Source organism: Halobacillus sp. BAB-2008 (assembly GCF_000328325.1).
GTDB lineage: Bacteria > Bacillota > Bacilli > Bacillales > Halobacillaceae > Halobacillus.
On the sequence record NZ_ANPF01000011.1, the window covers coordinates 1 to 19,643 of the forward strand.

General features: G+C 46.8%; 19 protein-coding genes and 1 riboswitch. Of the genes, 4 read left to right on the forward strand and 15 right to left on the reverse strand.

Going from position 1 to position 19,643, the window contains the following annotated elements; genetic code table 11:
- Positions 1 to 410: EamA family transporter (locus D479_RS03480; RefSeq protein WP_008633700.1), on the forward strand; the 410-nt coding region annotated here is incomplete at its 5' end.
- Between the two features lie 63 nt (positions 411 to 473).
- Here D479_RS03480 and D479_RS03485 read toward each other — a convergent pair.
- Positions 474 to 1,439 (reverse strand): NAD(P)-binding protein, encoded by a 966-nt coding sequence (locus D479_RS03485; protein WP_008633702.1) that lies wholly within the window; start codon positions 1,437 to 1,439, stop codon positions 474 to 476.
- Between the two features lie 125 nt (positions 1,440 to 1,564).
- The gene (locus D479_RS03490) at positions 1,565 to 4,726 is read right to left on the reverse strand and encodes an efflux RND transporter permease subunit (protein ID WP_277422398.1); all 3,162 of its coding nucleotides are present in this window, start codon (positions 4,724 to 4,726) and stop codon (positions 1,565 to 1,567) included.
- Between the two features lie 83 nt (positions 4,727 to 4,809).
- Between D479_RS03490 and D479_RS03495 the strand changes: the two genes are divergently transcribed.
- Positions 4,810 to 5,655, forward strand: coding sequence for a TetR/AcrR family transcriptional regulator (locus D479_RS03495; RefSeq protein ID WP_008633704.1), 846 nt, complete (start codon positions 4,810 to 4,812; stop codon positions 5,653 to 5,655).
- A 284-nt stretch (positions 5,656 to 5,939) separates the two neighbouring features.
- On the opposite strand, the gene D479_RS03500 is transcribed toward D479_RS03495, so the two are convergent.
- From D479_RS03500 to D479_RS03510, 3 genes are all read right to left on the reverse strand, one after another.
- Positions 5,940 to 6,392 (reverse strand): hypothetical protein, encoded by a 453-nt coding sequence (locus D479_RS03500; protein ID WP_008633705.1) that lies wholly within the window; start codon positions 6,390 to 6,392, stop codon positions 5,940 to 5,942.
- A gap of 30 nt (positions 6,393 to 6,422) precedes the next feature.
- A complete protein-coding gene (locus D479_RS03505; RefSeq protein WP_008633706.1) occupies positions 6,423 to 7,649 on the reverse strand; it encodes an NAD(P)/FAD-dependent oxidoreductase in 1,227 nt (408 codons plus the stop codon).
- Between the two features lie 87 nt (positions 7,650 to 7,736).
- Positions 7,737 to 7,934: a DUF2188 domain-containing protein gene (locus tag D479_RS03510; protein ID WP_008633708.1), complete on the reverse strand. Its 198-nt coding sequence runs from the start codon at positions 7,932 to 7,934 to the stop codon at positions 7,737 to 7,739.
- Between the two features lie 147 nt (positions 7,935 to 8,081).
- Positions 8,082 to 8,191, forward strand: a riboswitch (SAM riboswitch).
- Between the two features lie 114 nt (positions 8,192 to 8,305).
- On the opposite strand from D479_RS03510, the gene D479_RS03515 reads away from it, so the two are divergent.
- Together D479_RS03515 and D479_RS03520 are read left to right on the forward strand one after the other, a co-directional pair.
- Positions 8,306 to 9,979 (forward strand): O-acetylhomoserine aminocarboxypropyltransferase/cysteine synthase family protein, encoded by a 1,674-nt coding sequence (locus D479_RS03515; protein ID WP_008633709.1) that lies wholly within the window; start codon positions 8,306 to 8,308, stop codon positions 9,977 to 9,979.
- Between the two features lie 31 nt (positions 9,980 to 10,010).
- Positions 10,011 to 11,066 carry a homoserine O-acetyltransferase gene (locus D479_RS03520; RefSeq protein WP_008633710.1) on the forward strand — a complete coding sequence of 352 codons (1,056 nt, stop codon included), beginning with the start codon at positions 10,011 to 10,013 and terminating at the stop codon, positions 11,064 to 11,066.
- A gap of 107 nt (positions 11,067 to 11,173) precedes the next feature.
- Here the strand turns inward: D479_RS03520 and D479_RS03525 are convergent, their stop codons facing one another.
- The 10 genes from D479_RS03525 to D479_RS03570 form a co-directional block, all read right to left on the reverse strand.
- A complete protein-coding gene (locus D479_RS03525; RefSeq protein ID WP_008633711.1) occupies positions 11,174 to 11,881 on the reverse strand; it encodes a hypothetical protein in 708 nt (235 codons plus the stop codon).
- 98 nt (positions 11,882 to 11,979) lie between these two features.
- Positions 11,980 to 12,798: a tryptophan 2,3-dioxygenase gene (kynA, locus tag D479_RS03530; RefSeq protein ID WP_008633712.1), complete on the reverse strand. Its 819-nt coding sequence runs from the start codon at positions 12,796 to 12,798 to the stop codon at positions 11,980 to 11,982.
- Between the two features lie 12 nt (positions 12,799 to 12,810).
- Positions 12,811 to 13,452 carry a DUF4166 domain-containing protein gene (locus D479_RS03535; RefSeq protein WP_008633713.1) on the reverse strand — a complete coding sequence of 214 codons (642 nt, stop codon included), beginning with the start codon at positions 13,450 to 13,452 and terminating at the stop codon, positions 12,811 to 12,813.
- Positions 13,453 to 13,638: 186 nt separating this feature from the next.
- A complete protein-coding gene (locus tag D479_RS03540; RefSeq protein WP_008633716.1) occupies positions 13,639 to 15,162 on the reverse strand; it encodes an RQC-minor-2 family DNA-binding protein in 1,524 nt (507 codons plus the stop codon).
- A gap of 83 nt (positions 15,163 to 15,245) precedes the next feature.
- Positions 15,246 to 15,944: a ribose 5-phosphate isomerase A gene (gene rpiA / locus D479_RS03545; RefSeq protein WP_039870697.1), complete on the reverse strand. Its 699-nt coding sequence runs from the start codon at positions 15,942 to 15,944 to the stop codon at positions 15,246 to 15,248.
- Between the two features lie 237 nt (positions 15,945 to 16,181).
- Entirely contained in the window at positions 16,182 to 16,814 is a 633-nt protein-coding gene (locus D479_RS03550; protein WP_008633720.1) for a response regulator transcription factor, read from the reverse strand.
- Positions 16,807 to 17,844, reverse strand: coding sequence for a sensor histidine kinase (locus D479_RS03555; RefSeq protein ID WP_008633721.1), 1,038 nt, complete (start codon positions 17,842 to 17,844; stop codon positions 16,807 to 16,809). The genes D479_RS03550 and D479_RS03555 overlap by 8 nt, the downstream gene beginning before the upstream one ends.
- Complete coding sequence (gene liaF, locus D479_RS03560) at positions 17,841 to 18,560, reverse strand: cell wall-active antibiotics response protein LiaF (protein ID WP_008633723.1); 720 nt, start codon at positions 18,558 to 18,560, stop codon at positions 17,841 to 17,843. The genes D479_RS03555 and liaF overlap by 4 nt, the downstream gene beginning before the upstream one ends.
- A 72-nt stretch (positions 18,561 to 18,632) precedes the next feature.
- Positions 18,633 to 19,274 carry a PspA/IM30 family protein gene (locus D479_RS03565; RefSeq protein ID WP_008633724.1) on the reverse strand — a complete coding sequence of 214 codons (642 nt, stop codon included), beginning with the start codon at positions 19,272 to 19,274 and terminating at the stop codon, positions 18,633 to 18,635.
- Between the two features lie 16 nt (positions 19,275 to 19,290).
- Positions 19,291 to 19,632 (reverse strand): hypothetical protein, encoded by a 342-nt coding sequence (locus D479_RS03570; protein ID WP_008633726.1) that lies wholly within the window; start codon positions 19,630 to 19,632, stop codon positions 19,291 to 19,293.
- Positions 19,633 to 19,643 lie beyond the last annotated feature (11 nt).

A 19,643-nucleotide genomic window follows, 5' to 3' on the forward strand; every position in this document is an offset into this window, starting at 1 on the left:
CGTATGGACTACTGAAGAAGCTCGTCCCGCTCCACGCTATGTTCGGACTTGCATTAGAAACCATGATTGTAACTCCTGTGTCCGTTGCCTTTCTTCTTCAACGACAATATGGGCAATGGGAAGAAATCACTGTGTTTTCATCAACAACTCTTCTCGTACTTGGTTCCGGTATCGTCACAGCCATCCCGCTGCTCTTATTCGGGGCAGGAGCGAAGCGAATCCCCTTGTCCATGGTCGGCTTCCTGCAGTACTTCGCTCCGACTATCATGCTTTTGATCGGCGTCTTCCTCTATGAAGAACCGTTCACATCCGTACACGCTGTATCCTTCAGTCTGATATGGGCAGGACTCGCCGTCTATACATTCAGCCGGATGAAGCGTCTGCAGAAATATTATAGAAAAGCGAGCTGATCCTTTACCGCCTCGCTCTTTAATCAAAAAAGCTCTCTGCGCACAGAGAGCTTTTTTACGTTATTACCAGCTTAGAAAAGCCGCAGCGTCTTTGCCGGATAGATAGGCACTTTCGAGTCTGGTCCTCCCCGCCTGATCATTCGGGCGAAGGAAAGCATCCCCGGCTGCGACGAGGCGACCGTCTCCCGACAAATCGAGATAGGATTGTTGGACGACCTTCTTCGCCTGCGCATACCGCCAACGCTTCAGCTGCTCCGACTCTAAATGACTCCAGTCGAGGTAAGTATCGACCTTGTCCTTAATCAGGGAAAGTACATAATCTTCCCCATAATGCTTTCTGGACCAATCCCCCTGCATATAAACACTGACAACAGGATCTTCAGATATTCCTTTTTTCTGATGGTCAACCACCCGTTCCACGCCCTCCGGGAGATCCTTATCCAGATGACCTCCATCCGGAAGACCCGTCGCTTCATTGAAATGATAAATCCCGACATAAGTAGGCTCAAACAAGATATCCTTCAGCTGTTTCCAAGAAGAAGGATCCATATCAAGATTACTGTTTCGTATCAACTCCACAACCTGCGGAGCCGGCATTGTGAACAGAACTTTGTCGGACTGCCATTCTGCGCCATCTTCCCCAAACAAACGATAGCCGCCGTCTATTTCCATCAGCTTGACGACCTTCGTATGTAAGGAAGTACGGATATTTTGGGCGAGCTGTTTGGCTAACCCGTTCATTCCATCGACTGCTGTGTAGCGAGGATAGTCCTCCCCGAACCAACGTTTCACCCACCCCTCATCGAGCCACTCCTGCGTTTCCTCCTCCAGCTCTTCGGTCCTCACTGTGAAGAACTGGGCGCCGTGATCCGCCTTCCCCTGAGCGACACGACGGGTAGCGAGACGTCCGCCGACACTTCTTCCTTTATCTACAAGAACGAAATTATCCCGGCCTTGTTTTTTAAACCTTCTGGCTGCCGTAATACCAGCAAGCCCTGCACCGACGATCGTAATCTCATAGTGATCCAATTAAGCCACCTCCATATTCCTTTTCGTAGAATGCTCTTTCATGAAAAAAGAACACCCCCGGACAATCCAAGGATGTTCTTATTTTACCACTTACTATTCAACAAGGGACATAGTACGGAAGTCGCCTACTCTTCTACTGTTACCCGCTTTTTCTTGCGGAATTTAGACAAAATCTCATAAACCAACGGAACAATCAACAGTGTCAGCAGCGTCGAGCTTGCCAGACCTCCGATTACCGTCACACCCAGCCCTTTACTGATGATCGAACCGCCTTCAAAACCAAGCGCAAGCGGAAGCAGCGCGCCGATCGTGGCTAATGCCGTCATCAGAATCGGACGGAGTCTTGTCACACCTGCATCAATCAAGGCTTCGCGTGTCGTAAATCCTTCTTTCTCTTTATGGATGACACGGTCAATTAGTACAATTGCGTTCGTTACTACGATACCAATCAGCATGAGTGCTCCAATCATAGCGGAAATACTCAAGGTTTCTCCGCTGATAAGCAGCCCAAGCACCGCTCCAATGATGGTGAATGGCAGCGAGAACAAAATGGCAAGCGGCGCAAGTCCTCCACCAAAGAAGATGACCAGAATCAAATAGACGATTGCAATGGCAGCAAGCATGGCCAATCCTAGTTGGGAGAAGGAATCAGCAATGTCTTCGGCTACTCCGCCCTGGGTGATTTCTACGCCGGACGGTGTATCGATATCCTGTGCTTTGTCATAAACGTCACCCGAAACGGCTCCGACGTCGTCTACCGTAATTTCTGCACTGACACTCGCATACACACGATTGTCTCGACGAGTAATCGTATCCGCAGTCGTTCCTTCTTCCACTTCAACCACTTCAGAAACCGGAACCGTCTGGCCTAGCGGCGTTTGAATTTCCCGCGAGGTCAAGTCTTCTATCGTTGATAATTCCGGTTCCTCCACGTTTAAGTAAACGTTCAAGTCTTCTCCATCCTGCTGCACAGTTGTCAGAACAGGTTCTTCTCTATTTTGGCTGAGTTCCATTCCTACCTGGGCAGCCGTAACGCCAAGTTCACTCAGTTTATCGTGATCCACTACGAGTGTATATTCATCGTAGGATTCTGAAAGGCTGGAGTCGACATTACGAAGGTTATCTTCTTGTGAAAGAAGATCTTCCAGCTCTGTCACAACCGGCTTGATTTCATCGATATTTTCTCCATATACCCTCAGCTCCAAGTTACTGCTTGAACCAGTACCAGAGAAGTCCTGGCTTACCCACTCTCCCTGATCTGAGTTCGCGTTTAATTCCTTAATGACCGTTTCCGTTTCTTTGTCAAAAGCTTCCGTGTCATCGTTGTATTCTACGAAGAACATCGCTTGATTCGACGCACCCGGGTTCATTGGGTTTTCTCCACCGACGGAATACTGGATTGTTTCCGCCCCATCACGGTCGAGGAAGAAGTCCTGCGCTTCATCAGCAACTGCCTCTACATCCTCTAATGTCTGACCCGGTTCCGGGTTATACGTCGCGATGACCATCTTCTGCTCCTGATCAGGAAGGAAACTCGTTCCGACAAGAGGAAGTAAGGCTATGCTCCCGACCAATACAGCAACAGCGATAATCGATGTAATGATCTTATGATTCAAAGCCTTGGTCAATATTGACTTATACCAGCGAGCGAGCCGGCCGCCGCCCTCTTCATGAGGCTGTTGCTTAATTTTATCGCTTTTCAATAACGTATGGGACAGCATCGGTACAATGGTGACAGCAACGAGTAAAGAAGCCAGCAAAGCAAATACTACTGTCAAAGCGAATGGAAGGAATATCTGTCCGACCGTTCCTTCCACAAGCCCAAGCGGCAGGAACACCGCGATGGTTACGAGCGTCGAAGAAAGAATCGGCATGAACATTTCTCTTGTCGATTCCCTGATCAGCGCTTTGCCCCGCAATGATTCTCCAGGCAGAGACATTCGCCTGTATATGTTTTCTACAACAACAATGGAATCATCGACGACACGTCCGATGGCGACCGTCATAGCTCCAAGCGTCATGATATTCAGCGTAATATTCATTTGATTAAGGATAATGATCCCGATCAGCAGGGATAGAGGGATCGAAATAATAGATATGATAGTCGTTTTAATATTTCTTAAGAACAACAGAATGACGATGACAGCGAAGATTCCACCAAACAACGCTTTATTCAGCATCGTGCTGACAGATTCTTCAATCGGTTCTCCTTGGTCGAAGGAATAAATAAACTCCACTCCGTCCAATTCCGTTTGGAGGTCTTCTGTCTCTGCTTTCACCGCATTTACGACATCAACTGTATTCGCTTCCTGCGACTTGACGATTTGAACAGCAATAGAATTTTCTCCATTGGTTCTGGAAATGGATTCCGCTTCTCCAACGACTTCAATATCAGCGATGTCTCCAAGCGCTACTGTCGGGATGGAAGAAGTCGTTTGTGCCTGATCGGTGCCTGTCGGGCTGTTCTGGCCGCCCGGGGCCTGCTGCGCTTCCCCGCCTCCAGAAGCAGGTACAGCAGGAATCTCTAATTCTTTCAATTCTTCTATATTGGCTACACTGCCATCCAGAACGACAGATTTCTGTGAATCATCGAACGTAAACAGCCCTAATGGGAAATTGACATTCGAACCTTGTATCAAGTTCTTGATCGTCTCTGAATCAAGACCGCGTTCTGCAAGCGCGTCCTCATCCAGTGTCATACGGACTTCTTTCAGCTGTTGTCCGGAAACTTGAACATCTGCAACTCCCTCCAGACCTTCAAGTGCCGGTACGACAGTGTCTTCCATTTCCTGCGTCAGTTCTTCCAAAGAGGCATCTTTATCGATGGCACTGAAGCTTACGACAGGAAAAGCATTGAAGTTCAAGCGGGACACGGACGGCTCCTGAGCATCCTCAGGCAGGGCGACATCCGCAACTGCCTCTTGCAGCTCGTCTTCCGCTTCGTCCAAGCTCTTATCAAAGCTGTACTCCAGCTGAAGTGAAGATGCATTCTGATAGGAGGTCGAACTTACCGTCTTTACACCACTCAAGTTACCGACCTGTTGCTCCAGTGGTTCTGATATTTCGGATGCCACTTCTTCGGGTGTCGCACCCGGGTAAGTAGTAGTCACTGTTATAATCGGCGGCTCTATGTTTGGAATGGTTTCCAACTTCATATTCAATCCCGCATACAGTCCGGCGGCTGTAATCAGAATTGTCATGAGCCAAACAGCGAATTTGTTATTCATCGAAAAATCGATGATTTTTTCATAAAAGAACTCTCCCCTTCCATTTGACCGTTCAGTCACTCACCAATATAATATATATGACCGAACAGTCATGGTCAAGTGGGAAGTCCACCTTTTTTCAACGTCAAAGGAGCGAAACATATATGGAACCGAAGTCCACCTATATCATTGAACAGTCAATCAAGTTGTTTGCCAAAAAAGGGTTCAGCTCGACATCAGTACAGGAAATTGCTACACAATGCGGAATATCGAAAGGTGCATTCTACCTTCACTTCAAGTCAAAAGACGCCTTGCTGATGGACATTTTCCACTATTACTATGATCAAATTCAAGGGAAGATCGACAGCATTAATGAATTAAATTTAGATGCCCGCCAAACCTTCCTGAAACAGATGCAGGTCACCTATGAAGAGTTAGCAGCGCACAGAGATTTCATAATAATGCAGATCCGCGAGCAGGCCATTCCGTTCAATGACAATATTGAGGAGTTCATCAATAAAACACGACTTCAATCCTACCTCTTCTACCATTACCATCTAAGGAAAATCTACGGAGAAGACAAAGAGGATATCCTCTGGGAAGTCAGCCTGTTAATGCAGGGAATACTGAAGGGTTATATGGATTTAATTATTATTGAAGCAGCTGACGTAGACTATGAAGCAATTTCGCGTTCCATGTTAAGATACGCGGATTATATAGTGGAAGGGTTCGAGAAGCACAATGACCAACCAGTCATCAACGAATCCTTTATTAAGAACATTTTGCCGGATGCTTTTACAGACAATCGTAAAAAGTTCTTCCTCGAAGAATTAAAGACCAGAAAAAAAGAGGCAGACCGCGATACAGCGGATACGTTAACTGTATTGATGGAAGAGATCAAACGGGAGGAGCCACGTCCCGCCATTTTGAAAGCTCTCGCTGCCAATTTAGAACCCCTCGAGGATTATAAAGGATTCCTGCAGGAGCTCCGCCTTTTCTACAGAATCTAAGATTACAAACCTGTGTGGAAACTGGAGAGGATAAAGATAGAACAATAATCCTCTCCGCATATGTAAAAACGTTTCTTGTTCAAACACTCTCTCGTTCCTTGACTTATAGTAGGACAATCTTGGGACATGAAAATGGGCAACTGGATCAGCGGAAACAGACAGGTCCCTGGTAGATAAAAGCTACGAGGAGCACCGGACGCCCCGTGGAAAGCCCGGAGCACACCGACTCCAAAACCACTGCGTAAGCAAACCAAAGCCAGTCACAAATTTGACTGGCTTTGGTTTTATTTCTCCGCTTCCATGATTTGATCGAGCACAGGATAAGCCGCTTCAATTCCTTCTTCCGCAACAAGACAAGCTACCCCGACCGGTGTATCCCAAAACGAATCCGGGATATATGGATTCTTCAAACCTGCCGGCTGATAAAGCGCGCGATAGATCCGTTCCAAGTGCTGCCTGGTCACTGCCTCTTCCTCTTTTCTTTCGCCTCTTGCCAACAGAAAAACGTGACGCATGGATTGAAACAGATTATCTCCCGGCATGAACGTATATTCCTTAAAGAATCCAAGCTGTTTCTCCGCCTGCTCCTTTAAACCATGACTGACACATAGATCATCCAAATGTTCACGAAGGTGCCGGTAAACTTGTTGGAACACTCTCCGCTTCTCCTCCTGCATGACCTTATCTGTATAAACCTCTTGCAGCTTTGCATATGCGGTTTCTTTCGTCCATTCCATCCCCATCACCTCTCTTTATATAGTTCGCCGTCAGGGAGAGGAATCCTTGTCATATCCGAATGCTTCCGCTTCCATTTCGACAGATTGGTAAAGCAGAGGAAAGTCTCTGGTCCCTTCTCTCAAATAATCCCCCAATTTCGGCGCCACTTTGTTCCATACCATCGGGTTGGCAGCCATCGCTTGAAACAGGGCAAGTTCATTCTTCGAGAACCTTTTTAACGAGTGGATATAATCCAGCGTCAACTGAAAGCCCGGGAAGAGGTGTTCATCCCGCTTTTTCTGGAAAGCTTCCATGACCACTTCCCTGTCATCACCTGCATCGATCCGCATGCACGCATCTGCGAGCAGAAACGCCTGCATGAAAGCATCATTAATCCCAAGTCCTGTACTTGGGTCTTTACTGTGACCTGCATCGCCGATCAGGGCCCATCCGTTTCCATAAGGTTTACGGAAAAAGTTAGGCACCCCTGAGGTCCCGATGATACTTCCTTGCAAACGGGCATTCTCCAACCGCTTTTCCATTCCATACAGCTGCTTGTACATACGGACAAACGCTTCGGGGGAATCTTTCATCATAGTTTTAAACTCATCCGGATGAACCTCAAGACCGATACAATCTCTTCCTTGTTCCATTGGGAACAAAAAGCCGATTCTTCCTTCATGAAGAAATATTTCCGTAGTAGGCGTTTCCAAAGGGGGAATTCCCTCAAAATATCCGTACAGCACTGGTCTGAGAGGCGGTGTATCGTGATACACTTCCGCACCTGCCTGGCGGGCGATCGTCGAATGTTTACCATCTGCTCCGACAATTAAATCACCATACACCTCTTTCTCTCTCCCTTTCCCTTTTATCCTCACCCCTACCATGCGGTCTTGATCCCACAAAACCTCCCGCACAGCTGTCTCTGAAAGAAAGGTTACTCCCTCGTACAGGAAGGTGCGTTCTATAAGAAGCATATCCAGGCGGTCACGCTTTGGTATGACCGTGTAGGCAGACCTCGGGCCATCTATGTAACTGGAACCGATATGTGTCCTCATCCGATCCACCTTCCGCAGGCCGCCAGCCAGCAATTTGTCTAAAATGCCGAGTTCTTCTAAGTAACCGGTATGCGACATATAATGAGTTGATAACGTATCACTCGGGAAAGGAGCTTTATCTATAAGAAGTACTTTTTTTCCGAGTTTTCCAAGCAGAACTGCTAAACTCGCGCCTGCCACCCGTGCACCTGTAATGACCACATCATAGCGATTGTCCATAAAGATCCCCTCTTCTTTGCTACTAATCCTGCTTCCACTCTACCAGATTCATAACATAAAAAAACTCCCGTTTCCGGGAGTCATGTATTAGTACGTGCGCTCTTCTTCTACTTCGTGATTCTGATTCATAATGGAAAGCTTGCTTGGTGAATTTCCTTTCGCCATTTCTTCAGCCTTTTCGATGGCAGTATCACGTTCATCGTAAAGATTTGTCGGAGCCACGTCTTCGATTTTAACAAACCAGCCTGTTACGTCTTTATTTGGGACTACACTATATTCTTTCATTCTATCTTCACTCCTCTACTATTTTTGAATGTAGTAAGAGCATTCCCAGCTGGATGCATACTCAAACATCAAAGGCCTCAGAGAAAGGGTTTGACATTGCACAGGCACACGTATATAATTTCAAACAAGTCAGACTAATCGAATACACTCTTATCGAGAGCGGCAGAGGGACTAGGCCCTACGACGCCCGGCAACCATCAAGCATAGACTTGAAAAGGTGCTAAATCCTACAGATCCGGTGATCTGAAAGATAAGGGGAGGTAATCCGTACATACAGCCCTCTTCTTTCTTACAGAAGAGGGCTTTTCGTTTGCCTTCCGCCACCAAGGTAGAGGTTCCTAGGAACAACAATCCAAGGAGGAGAATGATTGATGACTTTCCCTAACCACCCGTACGGTCCAGAGACTTTGTTGTTACACGGCGGACAGGAGCCAGACCCGGCTACCGGTTCCCGCGCAGTGCCGATTTATCAAACGACCTCTTATGTCTTCCGAGACACAGACCACGCTCAGAACCTGTTCGCCCTTGCAGAACCGGGAAACATTTATACGCGGATCATGAACCCGACCGTGGATGCTTTCGAGCAGCGGATGGCTTTATTGGAAGACGGAGCCGCAGCTGTAGCTACTTCTTCCGGAATGTCAGCGATCACACTCGCCATTTTGAATATTGCAGGAGCCGGAGATGAAATCGTTGCTTCCTCCAACCTTTACGGCGGCACATACAACCTCTTCGTCCATACCCTTCCGAGGTATGGAATCCATGTTCGTTTCATTGAAGGCAGCAGCCATGACGACTTCCAAGCAGCCATTACCTCAAATACAAAGGCAATTTTCGCGGAAACGATTGGAAATCCGAGTCTGGATGTTCTCGATATCGAGAAAGTGGCAGCTGTAGCCCACAGTCATCACATCCCACTTATTATCGATAACACCTTTGCCACCCCTTATGTATGCCAACCTTTCGCATGGGGCGCGGATATCGTCGTCCACTCCGCTACGAAATGGATCGGGGGACACGGCACGACGATTGGCGGTGTCGTCATTGACAGCGGCCGTTTTAACTGGGACCACGAGAAGTTCCCTGGATTTACAACTCCGGATGAGAGCTACAATGGAATCCGCTACGCCGATCTCGGTCCCGCAGCCTACGCGGTTAAACTCCGCGTCCAACTTCTCCGGGATATCGGGGCATGCCTAAGCCCGCAAAATGCTTTCCTGTTGCTGCAAGGGTTGGAGACGCTGCATCTCCGAATTAAAAAGCATGCGGATCAGGCACTCGAGATTGCCAGGTATTTAGAAAAACATGAAGGAGTCGAGTGGGTGCGTTATCCGGGATTACCCGATCATCCTACCCACCCCCTTGCTGAGAAGTACTTCCATTACGGCCACGGCTCCATCGTCGTTTTTGGTATTTCAGGCGGCAGGGAAGCTGGTCGTACACTGATAGACAACATCGGATTGTGGTCCCATGTAGCTAACGTCGGCGATGCAAAATCGTTAATTATTCATCCCGCATCCACCACACACCAACAGTTGAACGAGCATGACCTGAAGAAATCGGGCGTCACCGAGGAGCTCGTGCGTCTGTCTGTAGGCCTGGAGTCGGTTGATGACTTGATTGATGAATTGGATGCTGCCATCCGCCAAGCTACAGGTGCTGGGTCGGCAAGTAAAAACAGGAACCATCCAGCACTGCCGATTCTACAATCATCCTTGGATCGTTCAGAAGGCCAACTGAGGAAAAGAACGATCGGGTTTACCACAAGTCCTTCTCCGGAGGATGTAAACAGACTTGCTCAACTCGGCTATACGATTGTGGATCTATCCTCAGAAGAAGAGGCACCTACTTATGTGGATATCCTTCATTTTGACCGGTTGAACACAGATGAACCGATTATCGAGCAGCAGCCGCACGGAATTTTGTGGATTAATGAGGCAATAGCGGAGGATGAGGAAACCACGATTTCCGGTATACGAATATATGACGCTGTCGTAGCGGTTCGTACAGGAAAAAGCATCTCCTCCTCTCTACAATCGGTCTAATCGAAAGCATTACGGAAAGGAGAATTCGTTCATGTCATTGAAAAACCCAGTCAGCCAGGAAACAGAAAGTCCAGTCCTTTCCATTGGTCCTTTGGAATTAGAGTCAGGAGATCGGCTGACTGATGTAGAACTCGCTTACGAGCGTTATGGTAAAGCGGATGCTCCTGTCATTTTAGTCTGCCATGCGTTGACGGGAAACCAATTGGCAGTCGGATCAAAGGAAGAACCTGGCTGGTGGGCTGGCTTGATCGGAGACGACTGTCCCATCGATACGAAACACTATCAAGTCATTACCTTCAACGTGCTCGGCGGCTGTCACGGTTCTACAGGACCCGCGAGCATAAACCCTGACACCGGTAAGGAATACAAACAAACATTCCCACCTGTTACCATCCGGGACATGGTTAACGCCCAATTTGAAGCGCTTAGAAGACTGGGTATTCAGCAGTTAGAGGCAGTCGTCGGGGGATCACTGGGCGGTATGCAGGCATATGAATGGGGTCTGCTGTACCCGACCTTTATGAAGAAGCTGTTTATTCTCGCAGCCACTCCTTATTTGAGCGATTACGGGATTGCCTTCAACCACATAGGATCAAAAGCCATATGCTCCGATCCCGCATTCAATGGAGGAAATTACGAATCCAATACAGCTCTGCAGGGTTTTGAAATAGCGCGCATGACCGGAATGGTCACATACCGCAGTGGTACACTTTTTCAGCAGCGGTTCGACCGATCACAGGCCAAAGAAGATCGTTATGATATCCAGTCCTACCTCGATCATCAGGGAGCCAAGATCAAAGAACGTTTCGATGCCAACAGCTATTTATACTTGCTTGAAGCTATGAATAACCATGATATTGGAAAAAAACGAGGAGGATGGGAAGCAGCAGCCGCCCTTTATGAAGCACCTATTTATACCATCAGTTTCGAACATGACCTCCTTTATCCGGAAAGTTTAATCGCCCGCTTCTCTGCTCTTGCACCCCAAGCGGAGCATTATCATGTGACGACTGATTTCGGCCATGATGGGTTTTTAGTCGAGTTCGAACGATGGGGGCAATGGATTAAAGAAAAATTAGACACATAAGAAAGAGGCCGGATGTTTTCACATCCGGCCTCTTCCGCTTGTTATTTTACTGAGTTCCTTGACAGTTTTTTAAAGCTCCTCGCCATTAAGGGAAAAGACTCTTTCGCTTAATGCTTCCCTTCAGCTGTTTGATTCTGTCCGAGGTTTTCCAGATACTCTTCCTTCAGCCATTCCTTTACTTCTTTCCTCTTCAGAAGCAGATGATCCGGCCAGTCTTCCTTCGATTGATCCAAGTACAAGAGGATTCCTTTGTCTGACAAGGTCAGGTTTCGAGGATCGATCTGAACAGATTCGTCGTCCAGCTCCTCGCGTGCAAGCTCTTCCGCCATACCTAAATAATCCTTGTCCGCTTTAAATATTTTCTCCATATCAATGGCAGAGCCCGTTTTCTTATCAAAATTCAAAACGGTCTGCATTTCGATGGGCTCTTCTGATCCTATCCTCATCGTTTCAAGAAAGCGCACATTAAAATAACGATGGTCCTGATGGATGACTTCAAAGTTTATTTGCAATTCCGTAGGCTGATCCATTTCCTGCTCTTGTGTACTCAAATAGCTTTTCTGCTTAAACATGGCTTTACGCTGATTCACATAATCCGTAATTTTTTGGTCGATTTGATTGTTGGGGGTATCAGGATATTGGATGGAGATGTGGTAATCCTGATAATCTTCTACATCCGATTCAATATCTACATCATAGATAGGCATTTTAGTCGATTGCTTCCCGTCTTTATCCTCGTTGGCATTGGCTATGAAGGAACAGGCGGACAAGAACAAGACTGCGATACCAAATATATATATAATAGGTTGATTCATAGAAATTACCTCTTTGTTTAATAATGATTGCACAACCTATTGTAACACAAATGTAATAATATTTTAATCACGCAGTCATATTCAGTCTTTTCTGTCGATTAAATACGGGTCCGGACGTCCCAAAGCTCCGGGAAGAAACGGTGATCCAATACTTTCTTCAAATAACCTACGCCTGAAGAACCACCGGTCCCCTGTTTGTGACCAATAATACGCTCAACCGTCTTCATGTGCCTGAATCGCCATTGCTGCAGGCTGTCTTCGATATCAACCAACTTTTCCGCAAGTTGATACAGCTCCCAATAACGTTCGACATCCTGATAAACCGCGGCCCAGGCTGCCTCTACTTTTTCATTTCGCCTATATGTCTGTGTATAATCGCTGCGGGAGTCAATGGAAAAGCCGGCTCTTGCAAGCTCCGCAATTGCCACGTCATATATACCCGGTGCTTCGTAGGCGGACTGCAACTGCTTATGTAACTCCGGATTTTTCTCATATATCCTTAATACATGGGGTGTCTTATATCCAAGGGAGAATTCTATCATGCGATACTGAAACGATTGGAATCCGGATGCTTTGCCCAAAGTATGACGAAACTCCATGTACTCTGCCGGCGTCAACGTGGAAAGCACATCCCAGGCCTGAATGATCTGTTTCTGAATGCTTGACACTCGTGCGAGCATCTTGAATGCTGGCTGTATGTTCTTATTTCGTATTGACTGAATAGAAGCTTGAAGTTCATGAAGAATCAACTTCATCCACAGCTCACTCACCTGATGGATGATGATGAACAGCATTTCGTCGTGGTGTTCAGAAAGCCGCTTCTGGGCAGAGAGGAGTTCGTCCAATCCAAGGTATTCCCCGTAAGTCATACTCGTAGAAAAATCCGTGTACACTTGTTCATCTTTTTCCTTTCCCACTTCATCCCTCCTCTATTCCAACAGTCCCCGCTCAGGAATGTTACGGACTGTCATCGGTAAATATTCGACATGGACCGTTCCTTCATACATGAGAAGTGTCCCCAGTGCCGGATGTTCCACATGCACGTGAACACGGATGGCATTCTCCCTCTCATCAAAGTGTTCATAAACAGAGGTGACAGCATTTAAAACCGTCTTTTCTTTTAACTGGAGACCGGCAGATTCCATATAAAGGCCGCCTTCCGGGGTAACATGCATGGACAAACTCGTCTGAACGTTTCCGCTTTTACCGAGTTCATCGACGATTGTCTGCTTCTCTTCATTAAAATGCATAGCAGCGTCAAAACCGCGAATAGCATAAGGAAAGAAGAAACGCCGGATCCAACTGACTGTTTCCCGCCCCTGTTCATCCTGATATGCATAATTCTCTATCGTGAAAGGAACGTCTTTCCCTCTTTCACCGAATACCAAATGATCGCGGACACCGAATTGCAGAAGAGGCCGAAGGACAGGGTGCGTACCTCTTATCTCCTGCATTCTCCCCTGACCAAGAATCATCAAATGCTGATCACTCGTCAAACCGAACTTTTTCTTTAATTCCGGGTGAAGCCTCTCAAATTCCTCTCCCAATGCCTGCTGATATATTGATTTCATCGTTATACTCCTTTCCGAATATCCCCAGAGCCGACCAGCATATTTCACCTGGATCAGTTATGGAAACCTACCATGTACTTGTCCAAATTATATCACAAGAAAACGCTTACCAAACCAATGATAATTAGGAAAAAAAAGACCCGCATAAGCGCGGGCCTTCTCTTTGTAATGGATTCCATAACACGATTACATGACCTCTTCTGCGTAATCGCTCACAGAATATCCCTTTTGCTGTTTCATAAGCCACCCCTGCTTCTCCAGCTGATTAAAAATCTTCTGGATGTGCTTTTCCGGCCAATGAGATAACTGACCGAACCAACGTGTTTCATGCAGCTGCAGCGTCCTCAACTTATTCGTAGCCTTCCCTGCCAGTACTTGAACAAGGGTATGGGCAGGATGATCCGTTCCATAGTAATAGATTAAATCCAATATCTGCTGCGTATCTGCAAAAGTGAGCGGGCGTCCTTTAACTGTCAGAATGATATCGTCATCCGCATAGCGCACTTCTTCAAGCTTCACCTTTAATTCTTCCAGCACATGACTTGTGAATGGATACACATGTTCAGGAACAAGCTTCTTCCATTCCTTTAATTGCTTTAATATACGAATGTCATGAAGCTCCACTTCCGACATCCAAAGCAGCTCTGACGATTCCAGGCAATCAGGAATGTAAGTCCTGCTCAGCTTGTCGTACATATCCAGCAGCGGATACGAGGTAAGATGTTCCTGCTTCCGCTGATATCGCTCTATCTGTTTGAAAACCTGCAGGCTTTCATCCAATGTCTTTCTCGCAGTAGCCAGCTGTTTTTTCAAAGCTCTGAGTTGAGCCAGCTGATCCAGGAGACGCGGATTCTGTTGGGCAACTTCGTTGAACTGTCTTTCTATAGTCGCCGTTCGTTTTGCCGCCCGCTCTACGTCGTACTCTTCTGATAAACGCACAATGTCGACATCTACATCATAGTAAAGCCTGAAATCGCACGTTTCACACTCGCACTGGATTGTGCGGCTGCTTGAATGGAAGGTCAGGACTTTATCATGGGAACAGCTGTCTTCCTTCCCTCGCACCCATGAGTCAGGAAGGGAACGGAACGGACGCATGACTATTTCGACGCGGTGCCGCCAATAAGCAACATCTTCGGGATAATTTAAAACAGACAGCAGCGAAGACTGATTCATCGTTTCCACAGCATCGATCACCTGCTGTTTTTGATGGTACAGCCGGACGAGCGGATGCTGCTGGAAAGCAGCAGCTATCTTCTTCAGCCAATGCTCCCTTTCTTCCGAGCTTATATGGGATAAGAACAGATAATCCTCCAGCACTTCCCCAATATGATCATTAAGCTGCTCTGAGGAAAGCTGCGTGTAATCTGTACCGTATTGATATTCGTCTTTTAAAGGTAGTCCATGTTCTTCAGGCAGGGACTTCCATAGAAATAATTCTGGGCGCAGTAAATGGTCATGGATTTCGTCTTTGCGGAACGAAACGGGAAGGACCGCATTTTCCTCCAATCCCAAATAACGGCGGATCGGTGTAACATCGAGTCCTTTTGCATCAATTTGGTCCATGATGGCGTCATTCAGCCTGGAAAGCAACCCCCGTTCAAACTTGTGACCGATCGAACGGATATACTTATTCTTCTTCCCGATCGGTGCAAGTACAATATACGGGTAACGCTGATCCTGGTAAGCAATCCTTTGTGGCAGTCCCATAATGATTCCCCTTTGAAATAAGGATTTACTTCTATTATAGAAAAAGTATTAAGATGTACCAATGATTATCCTGAAAATGGGCGTTATATCGTAAGAAATTCCACGGAATACCCAATAAACAGGCCTGTCTCCATCACTCCGGGGATGGCTCCCAGAGCTTTTTCCAAATCATCTTCAATAGTTATGAATTCCACATCGAGCAGAACATTTCCTGCTTCCGTAAAAACAGGCCCGTCCTTCCCCGCTGCCATCCGGAGCGTAACGGATCGGATCGGAAACTGCTCAAGCTTCGTCTCCACAAGGTGGATCGCTCTCGGATCGACTTCAACCGGAACCGGTTGCTTTGCACCAAGCTCGGTAACGAATTTGCTGTCATCTACTAAAATATACGTTTTCGGAGAACTCGCCATTACAAGCTTTTCAGCAAGCAGTGCTCCTCCTCTTCCTTTAATAAGCCTCTTACGATCATCCGCCTCATCTGCTCCGTCGAATCCCCAGTCAGGTCTCGCCTGAATGAGGGAAGCTGTAGGAATGCCGAAATAGGCACAATTCATCTCGGCTTCTTTCGAAGTTGGAATCCCTGTGATGGTCAACCCCTCCTCCTTCACCCTGTCAGCAATCTGCTCCAGGGCTAAGTAGGCGGTCGACCCCGATCCTACTCCTATCACATCTCCTTCACGCACCAACCTGCTCACTTCTTGAGCGATTTTTTCTTTACCTGATCGGTTGGAGATTTCCCCTTGCCATACCGGCGCATCTGCCAGTTGATTGTTCCATCGCACGTGTATCACCTCTTCCTCTTTGGTATTCCCAAAAACGACAGAAAACAAGCATCATCCACCATACAGGAATCTCCATTGTTCTGAACACATAAGATGAGAAAAGAAATTATTTTCTGAAAGAAGGGATGGATATGAGAAAGTACTATATCAAATTGATCATCTTCTACTTGATCATCCTGACAACCTTCGTATATGTCTCCTTAAATCATTAAAGAACTCCGACACGGGTCGGAGTTCTCATTCGATCAGATCGTTCTTAAATGCATAGATAACCGCCTGGGTGCGATCAGATACTTGAAGCTTGCCAAGGATATTGCTGACGTGAACCTTAACGGTTTTCAAAGCGATGAACAGCTGCTCCGAGATTTCCTGATTCGTCCGGCCTTCCGCCATCAGTAATAGAACTTCTTTCTCCCGCGCGGTCAGTTGATCGTGCAGATCAGCCGCATCGGGCTTACGCATTTTTGTCATGATTTTCCCTGTCACTTCCGGTTCCAGCACAGACTGGCCATCGAATGTAGATCGTATGGCCTTCGCAATCTCTTCCGCTTTCGACGTTTTCAGCATGTAGCTGGTGGCGCCGGCTTCCAGAGCTGGATATACCTTCTCATCATCAAGAAAACTGGTGACAATGATGATCTTCGCCTCCGGCCATTGTTCCGTTATCTGCTTTGTCGCTTCAATCCCATCCATATTTTCCATTACCAAATCCATGAGAATGATGTCAGGATGGTGACGTAACGCTAAATCGACCGCCGCCTGCCCGTCGTCCGCTTCTGCAATGACTTCAATGTCGGGCTGTGCAGACAAATATGCCGACACACCAATACGGACCATTTCATGATCATCAGCAAACAGTACTCTAATCATGCACTTTTCTCCCTTCTTCACGGTGCGGCACTTTCACCTCAAGCCTCGTTCCCTGTCCTTCGACGCTGACAATTTTCAACGTTCCACCTACTTCCAGCGCCCTTTCCTGCATATTCTGCAATCCGTAGGAGCTTGCCTTCCCCTGCTCTACATCGAATCCGATACCATCGTCCACGATGCGGAGAATGACATTGTGATCCCTCTCAATCAGCATCACCTCAAGCGCTTCTGCTTTCGCATGACGCAGCGTGTTGGAAACAGATTCCTGAAGAATTCGGAACAATTGATCTTCCAGTCCTTTCTCTAAATGAAGATCCTCCATGGTCCAACTGATTTCCATTGGCACTTTCTGTGTCAATTCACCAAGCAGCTCTCCCACACCCTCTTTCAATGTCTTATCTTTCAAAGCCACAGGACGGAGGTGGAGGAGCAGAGCCCTCATTTCCAGCTGAGATTGGTGTATCATCCGTTCCACCATCTGGAGCTGACGACTTCCCCGACCGTCATCAGCCGTTTCATTAATGGCTGACATCATCATAGAGGCTGCAAACAGCTGCTGACTCACCGAGTCGTGCAGCTCCCGCGCAAGGCGGTTCCTTTCCTGGACAACAACTTCCTGGAGGCTGCGCTCTCTTTCTTCCGCGCGCTCCGTGGCCAGCCGTTGATTGGCAATTGTCTGCTGAGCCATTTTCCTCTCTAATTTACGTATCGCTTCGTCTATCTGGCTGATTTCCTTCAAATCAGTTCCTTCGTAAAACAATTCATTACCTTTTACAAGTTCTTCGAGCTGGTACTGCACACCGTTCCACCTTCTTCTCCAGTACCACCCCTGGAGAACCCCTGATACTATTCCGCCCATTGCGGCAAGAAACAAAACGAGTAATACATATGGAAGATCCATGACTTCCCGGCTCCATAACTCCGCCAATGACCCCACCGGGAACGTAACAAAGGTAATACCCAGGAGGATCAGCGAAAACGCAAGAAACGTTAACAGACCTGTCATCACTTGCCTTTTCCATATATTCATACTCGCTTCACCTCAAGATCTCCTGAAACGTTGGACGTGATAATTTTCACTCGCGGTCTGGTGCTTCGATAGTTTTCTGTTTCATAAGATAGAACCTGGTTCAGGACTTTTGTATTCTTATATTGAAAGACTGTCGCACGACCGACCAAAGCACTATGGTGAATACTCACTTCCACTTCATACGGTACGTAGACAATTAAGTTTCCTATGAAGTGGCGAATAGAAATGACTGCCTCATCACCCGGGAGGACGGTTTGACTCAAGTCGATGATTCTGTCTCCGAACCCACCTTGAATATTGACATCTCTCCATCCATAGGAGCGGTCAGGCGTCTCCTGATCTCCAAAGAATTTCTGCTTTAACAACGGCTCCTGATACGGAAACTCTTGATAATTATCGATAATTTCAGGCTCGATCCGCTCCGGCTCCTTACGGGATTTCCAATAATCCCGAACAAACAGAAACAGAACAGCAACGATGAGAAAACGAACAGCTATCATACTTAACACAGTGAAAACAAGAATAATAATGCCAAGCCAAAAGCAAACCCTTCCCCACATTCGTCGATATTTCTTCTTCCCTACATATGTCAGAATCCCTGCAAAAAAGAGAGTGAAGACAAGGCCTCCATTAAAGAACGCAATTTCTACAATAAGGAGGATCACCCCTATGAATAAAATCAAGTTGATCGTATCTGTTTTCCATTTTTTAATCATATGAGTCATCCTCCTTGCTTCTAAAGGTAATAAAAAGACGCAGAAAACTGCGTCCTTATCATACCACGATTTCTATTTTGCAGACACTTCCCCGGATGTTTCCCATTCCTTCTCAATCTTGGCCATTTTACTGTCAAACGTATTGTGATAGTAAGCGGAGTTCACTTTATATTCCAGGTTATCAATGTAACGGTCGATTTCCGCGAAACGGGAATACGGCTTGTCCGAGGTATCTTCCATCACCCGGTTCATACGATGATGGGCTCTCGCTGTATTCTCCCTTCCCATTAATTCCATCCGTTTCAAGTGCATATCTTTCAGCTTGTGCTTCATCTCTTCATATTTGCGTTCAAGAGCTTCCAACTGTTCGATACTGTCTCTTCTCGCTGTCTGGAGACGTTCCGCACGTGCTTCATACTCCTGCTTTTCTTTTAAAGCGAACTCATACATATCTGTTTCGCCGGCTTTCTCCGCAATTTCAGATTGACGACGACGCTTGTCTGCCATATCCTGCGCCTGCTGGTATTCCCTTGTGAATTCATCTTTCAAACGATATTGACGCTCCACCAGCTTCCGGACTTTTTCCGTCTCCTTCTCACTCTCACGCAAGTATTGGTTAAGCATAGCCACTGGATTTTTCTGTTCCTTCTGATCCAAAGCTTCATGAAGATCTGCCGTAATGGAATCTTTCAATCGTTTAAATACGTTTGCCATTTCAAATCTCTCCTTTTTATTTGTTCATCTCTGCCCATTGTCTTTCGAAATTTGTAAACGGGTCATTGGATTCGACCGGTTCTTCTTCTCTGCTCGTCCAATTCTTAACAATCAAGTAAAGAACGTAAGCGGCAGCCAAACCGATCACTGCATAAATATTGGATAATGCAATACTGACCAATAGCAGCCCGACGACTGTCCAGCCGATCTTGCCGGCTGTGGAATCACTCTTCACAAACCGTTTAAAAACGACATACAACAGCCAGACGCTGACACCAAGCAGAACCATCGGACCCAGGTTAGCCAGCAGAACCCCGAGAGCGACCAGCCCGGCGATAAACAGTAAAAATTTCTTCATCCTTTTCCCTC

Excerpts from the sequence above, each read along its gene's own strand:
- D479_RS03540 (WP_008633716.1), bottom strand. The coding sequence starts at position 15,162 with ATGGGACTGCCACAAAGGATTGCTTACCAGGATCAGCGTTACCCGTAT.
- D479_RS03500 (WP_008633705.1), bottom strand. The coding sequence starts at position 6,392 with ATGGAATGGACGAAAGAAACCGCATATGCAAAGCTGCAAGAGGTTTAT.
- D479_RS03520 (WP_008633710.1), top strand. The coding sequence starts at position 10,011 with ATGTCATTGAAAAACCCAGTCAGCCAGGAAACAGAAAGTCCAGTCCTT.
- D479_RS03510 (WP_008633708.1), bottom strand. The coding sequence starts at position 7,934 with ATGAAAGAATATAGTGTAGTCCCAAATAAAGACGTAACAGGCTGGTTT.
- D479_RS03555 (WP_008633721.1), bottom strand. The coding sequence starts at position 17,844 with ATGAATATATGGAAAAGGCAAGTGATGACAGGTCTGTTAACGTTTCTT.
- D479_RS03550 (WP_008633720.1), bottom strand. The coding sequence starts at position 16,814 with ATGATTAGAGTACTGTTTGCTGATGATCATGAAATGGTCCGTATTGGT.
- D479_RS03565 (WP_008633724.1), bottom strand. The coding sequence starts at position 19,274 with ATGGCAAACGTATTTAAACGATTGAAAGATTCCATTACGGCAGATCTT.
- D479_RS03515 (WP_008633709.1), top strand. The coding sequence starts at position 8,306 with ATGACTTTCCCTAACCACCCGTACGGTCCAGAGACTTTGTTGTTACAC.
- D479_RS03535 (WP_008633713.1), bottom strand. The coding sequence starts at position 13,452 with ATGAAATCAATATATCAGCAGGCATTGGGAGAGGAATTTGAGAGGCTT.
- D479_RS03525 (WP_008633711.1), bottom strand. The coding sequence starts at position 11,881 with ATGAATCAACCTATTATATATATATTTGGTATCGCAGTCTTGTTCTTG.
- D479_RS03495 (WP_008633704.1), top strand. The coding sequence starts at position 4,810 with ATGGAACCGAAGTCCACCTATATCATTGAACAGTCAATCAAGTTGTTT.
- D479_RS03505 (WP_008633706.1), bottom strand. The coding sequence starts at position 7,649 with ATGGACAATCGCTATGATGTGGTCATTACAGGTGCACGGGTGGCAGGC.
- D479_RS03570 (WP_008633726.1), bottom strand. The coding sequence starts at position 19,632 with ATGAAGAAATTTTTACTGTTTATCGCCGGGCTGGTCGCTCTCGGGGTT.
- liaF (WP_008633723.1), bottom strand. The coding sequence starts at position 18,560 with ATGATTAAAAAATGGAAAACAGATACGATCAACTTGATTTTATTCATA.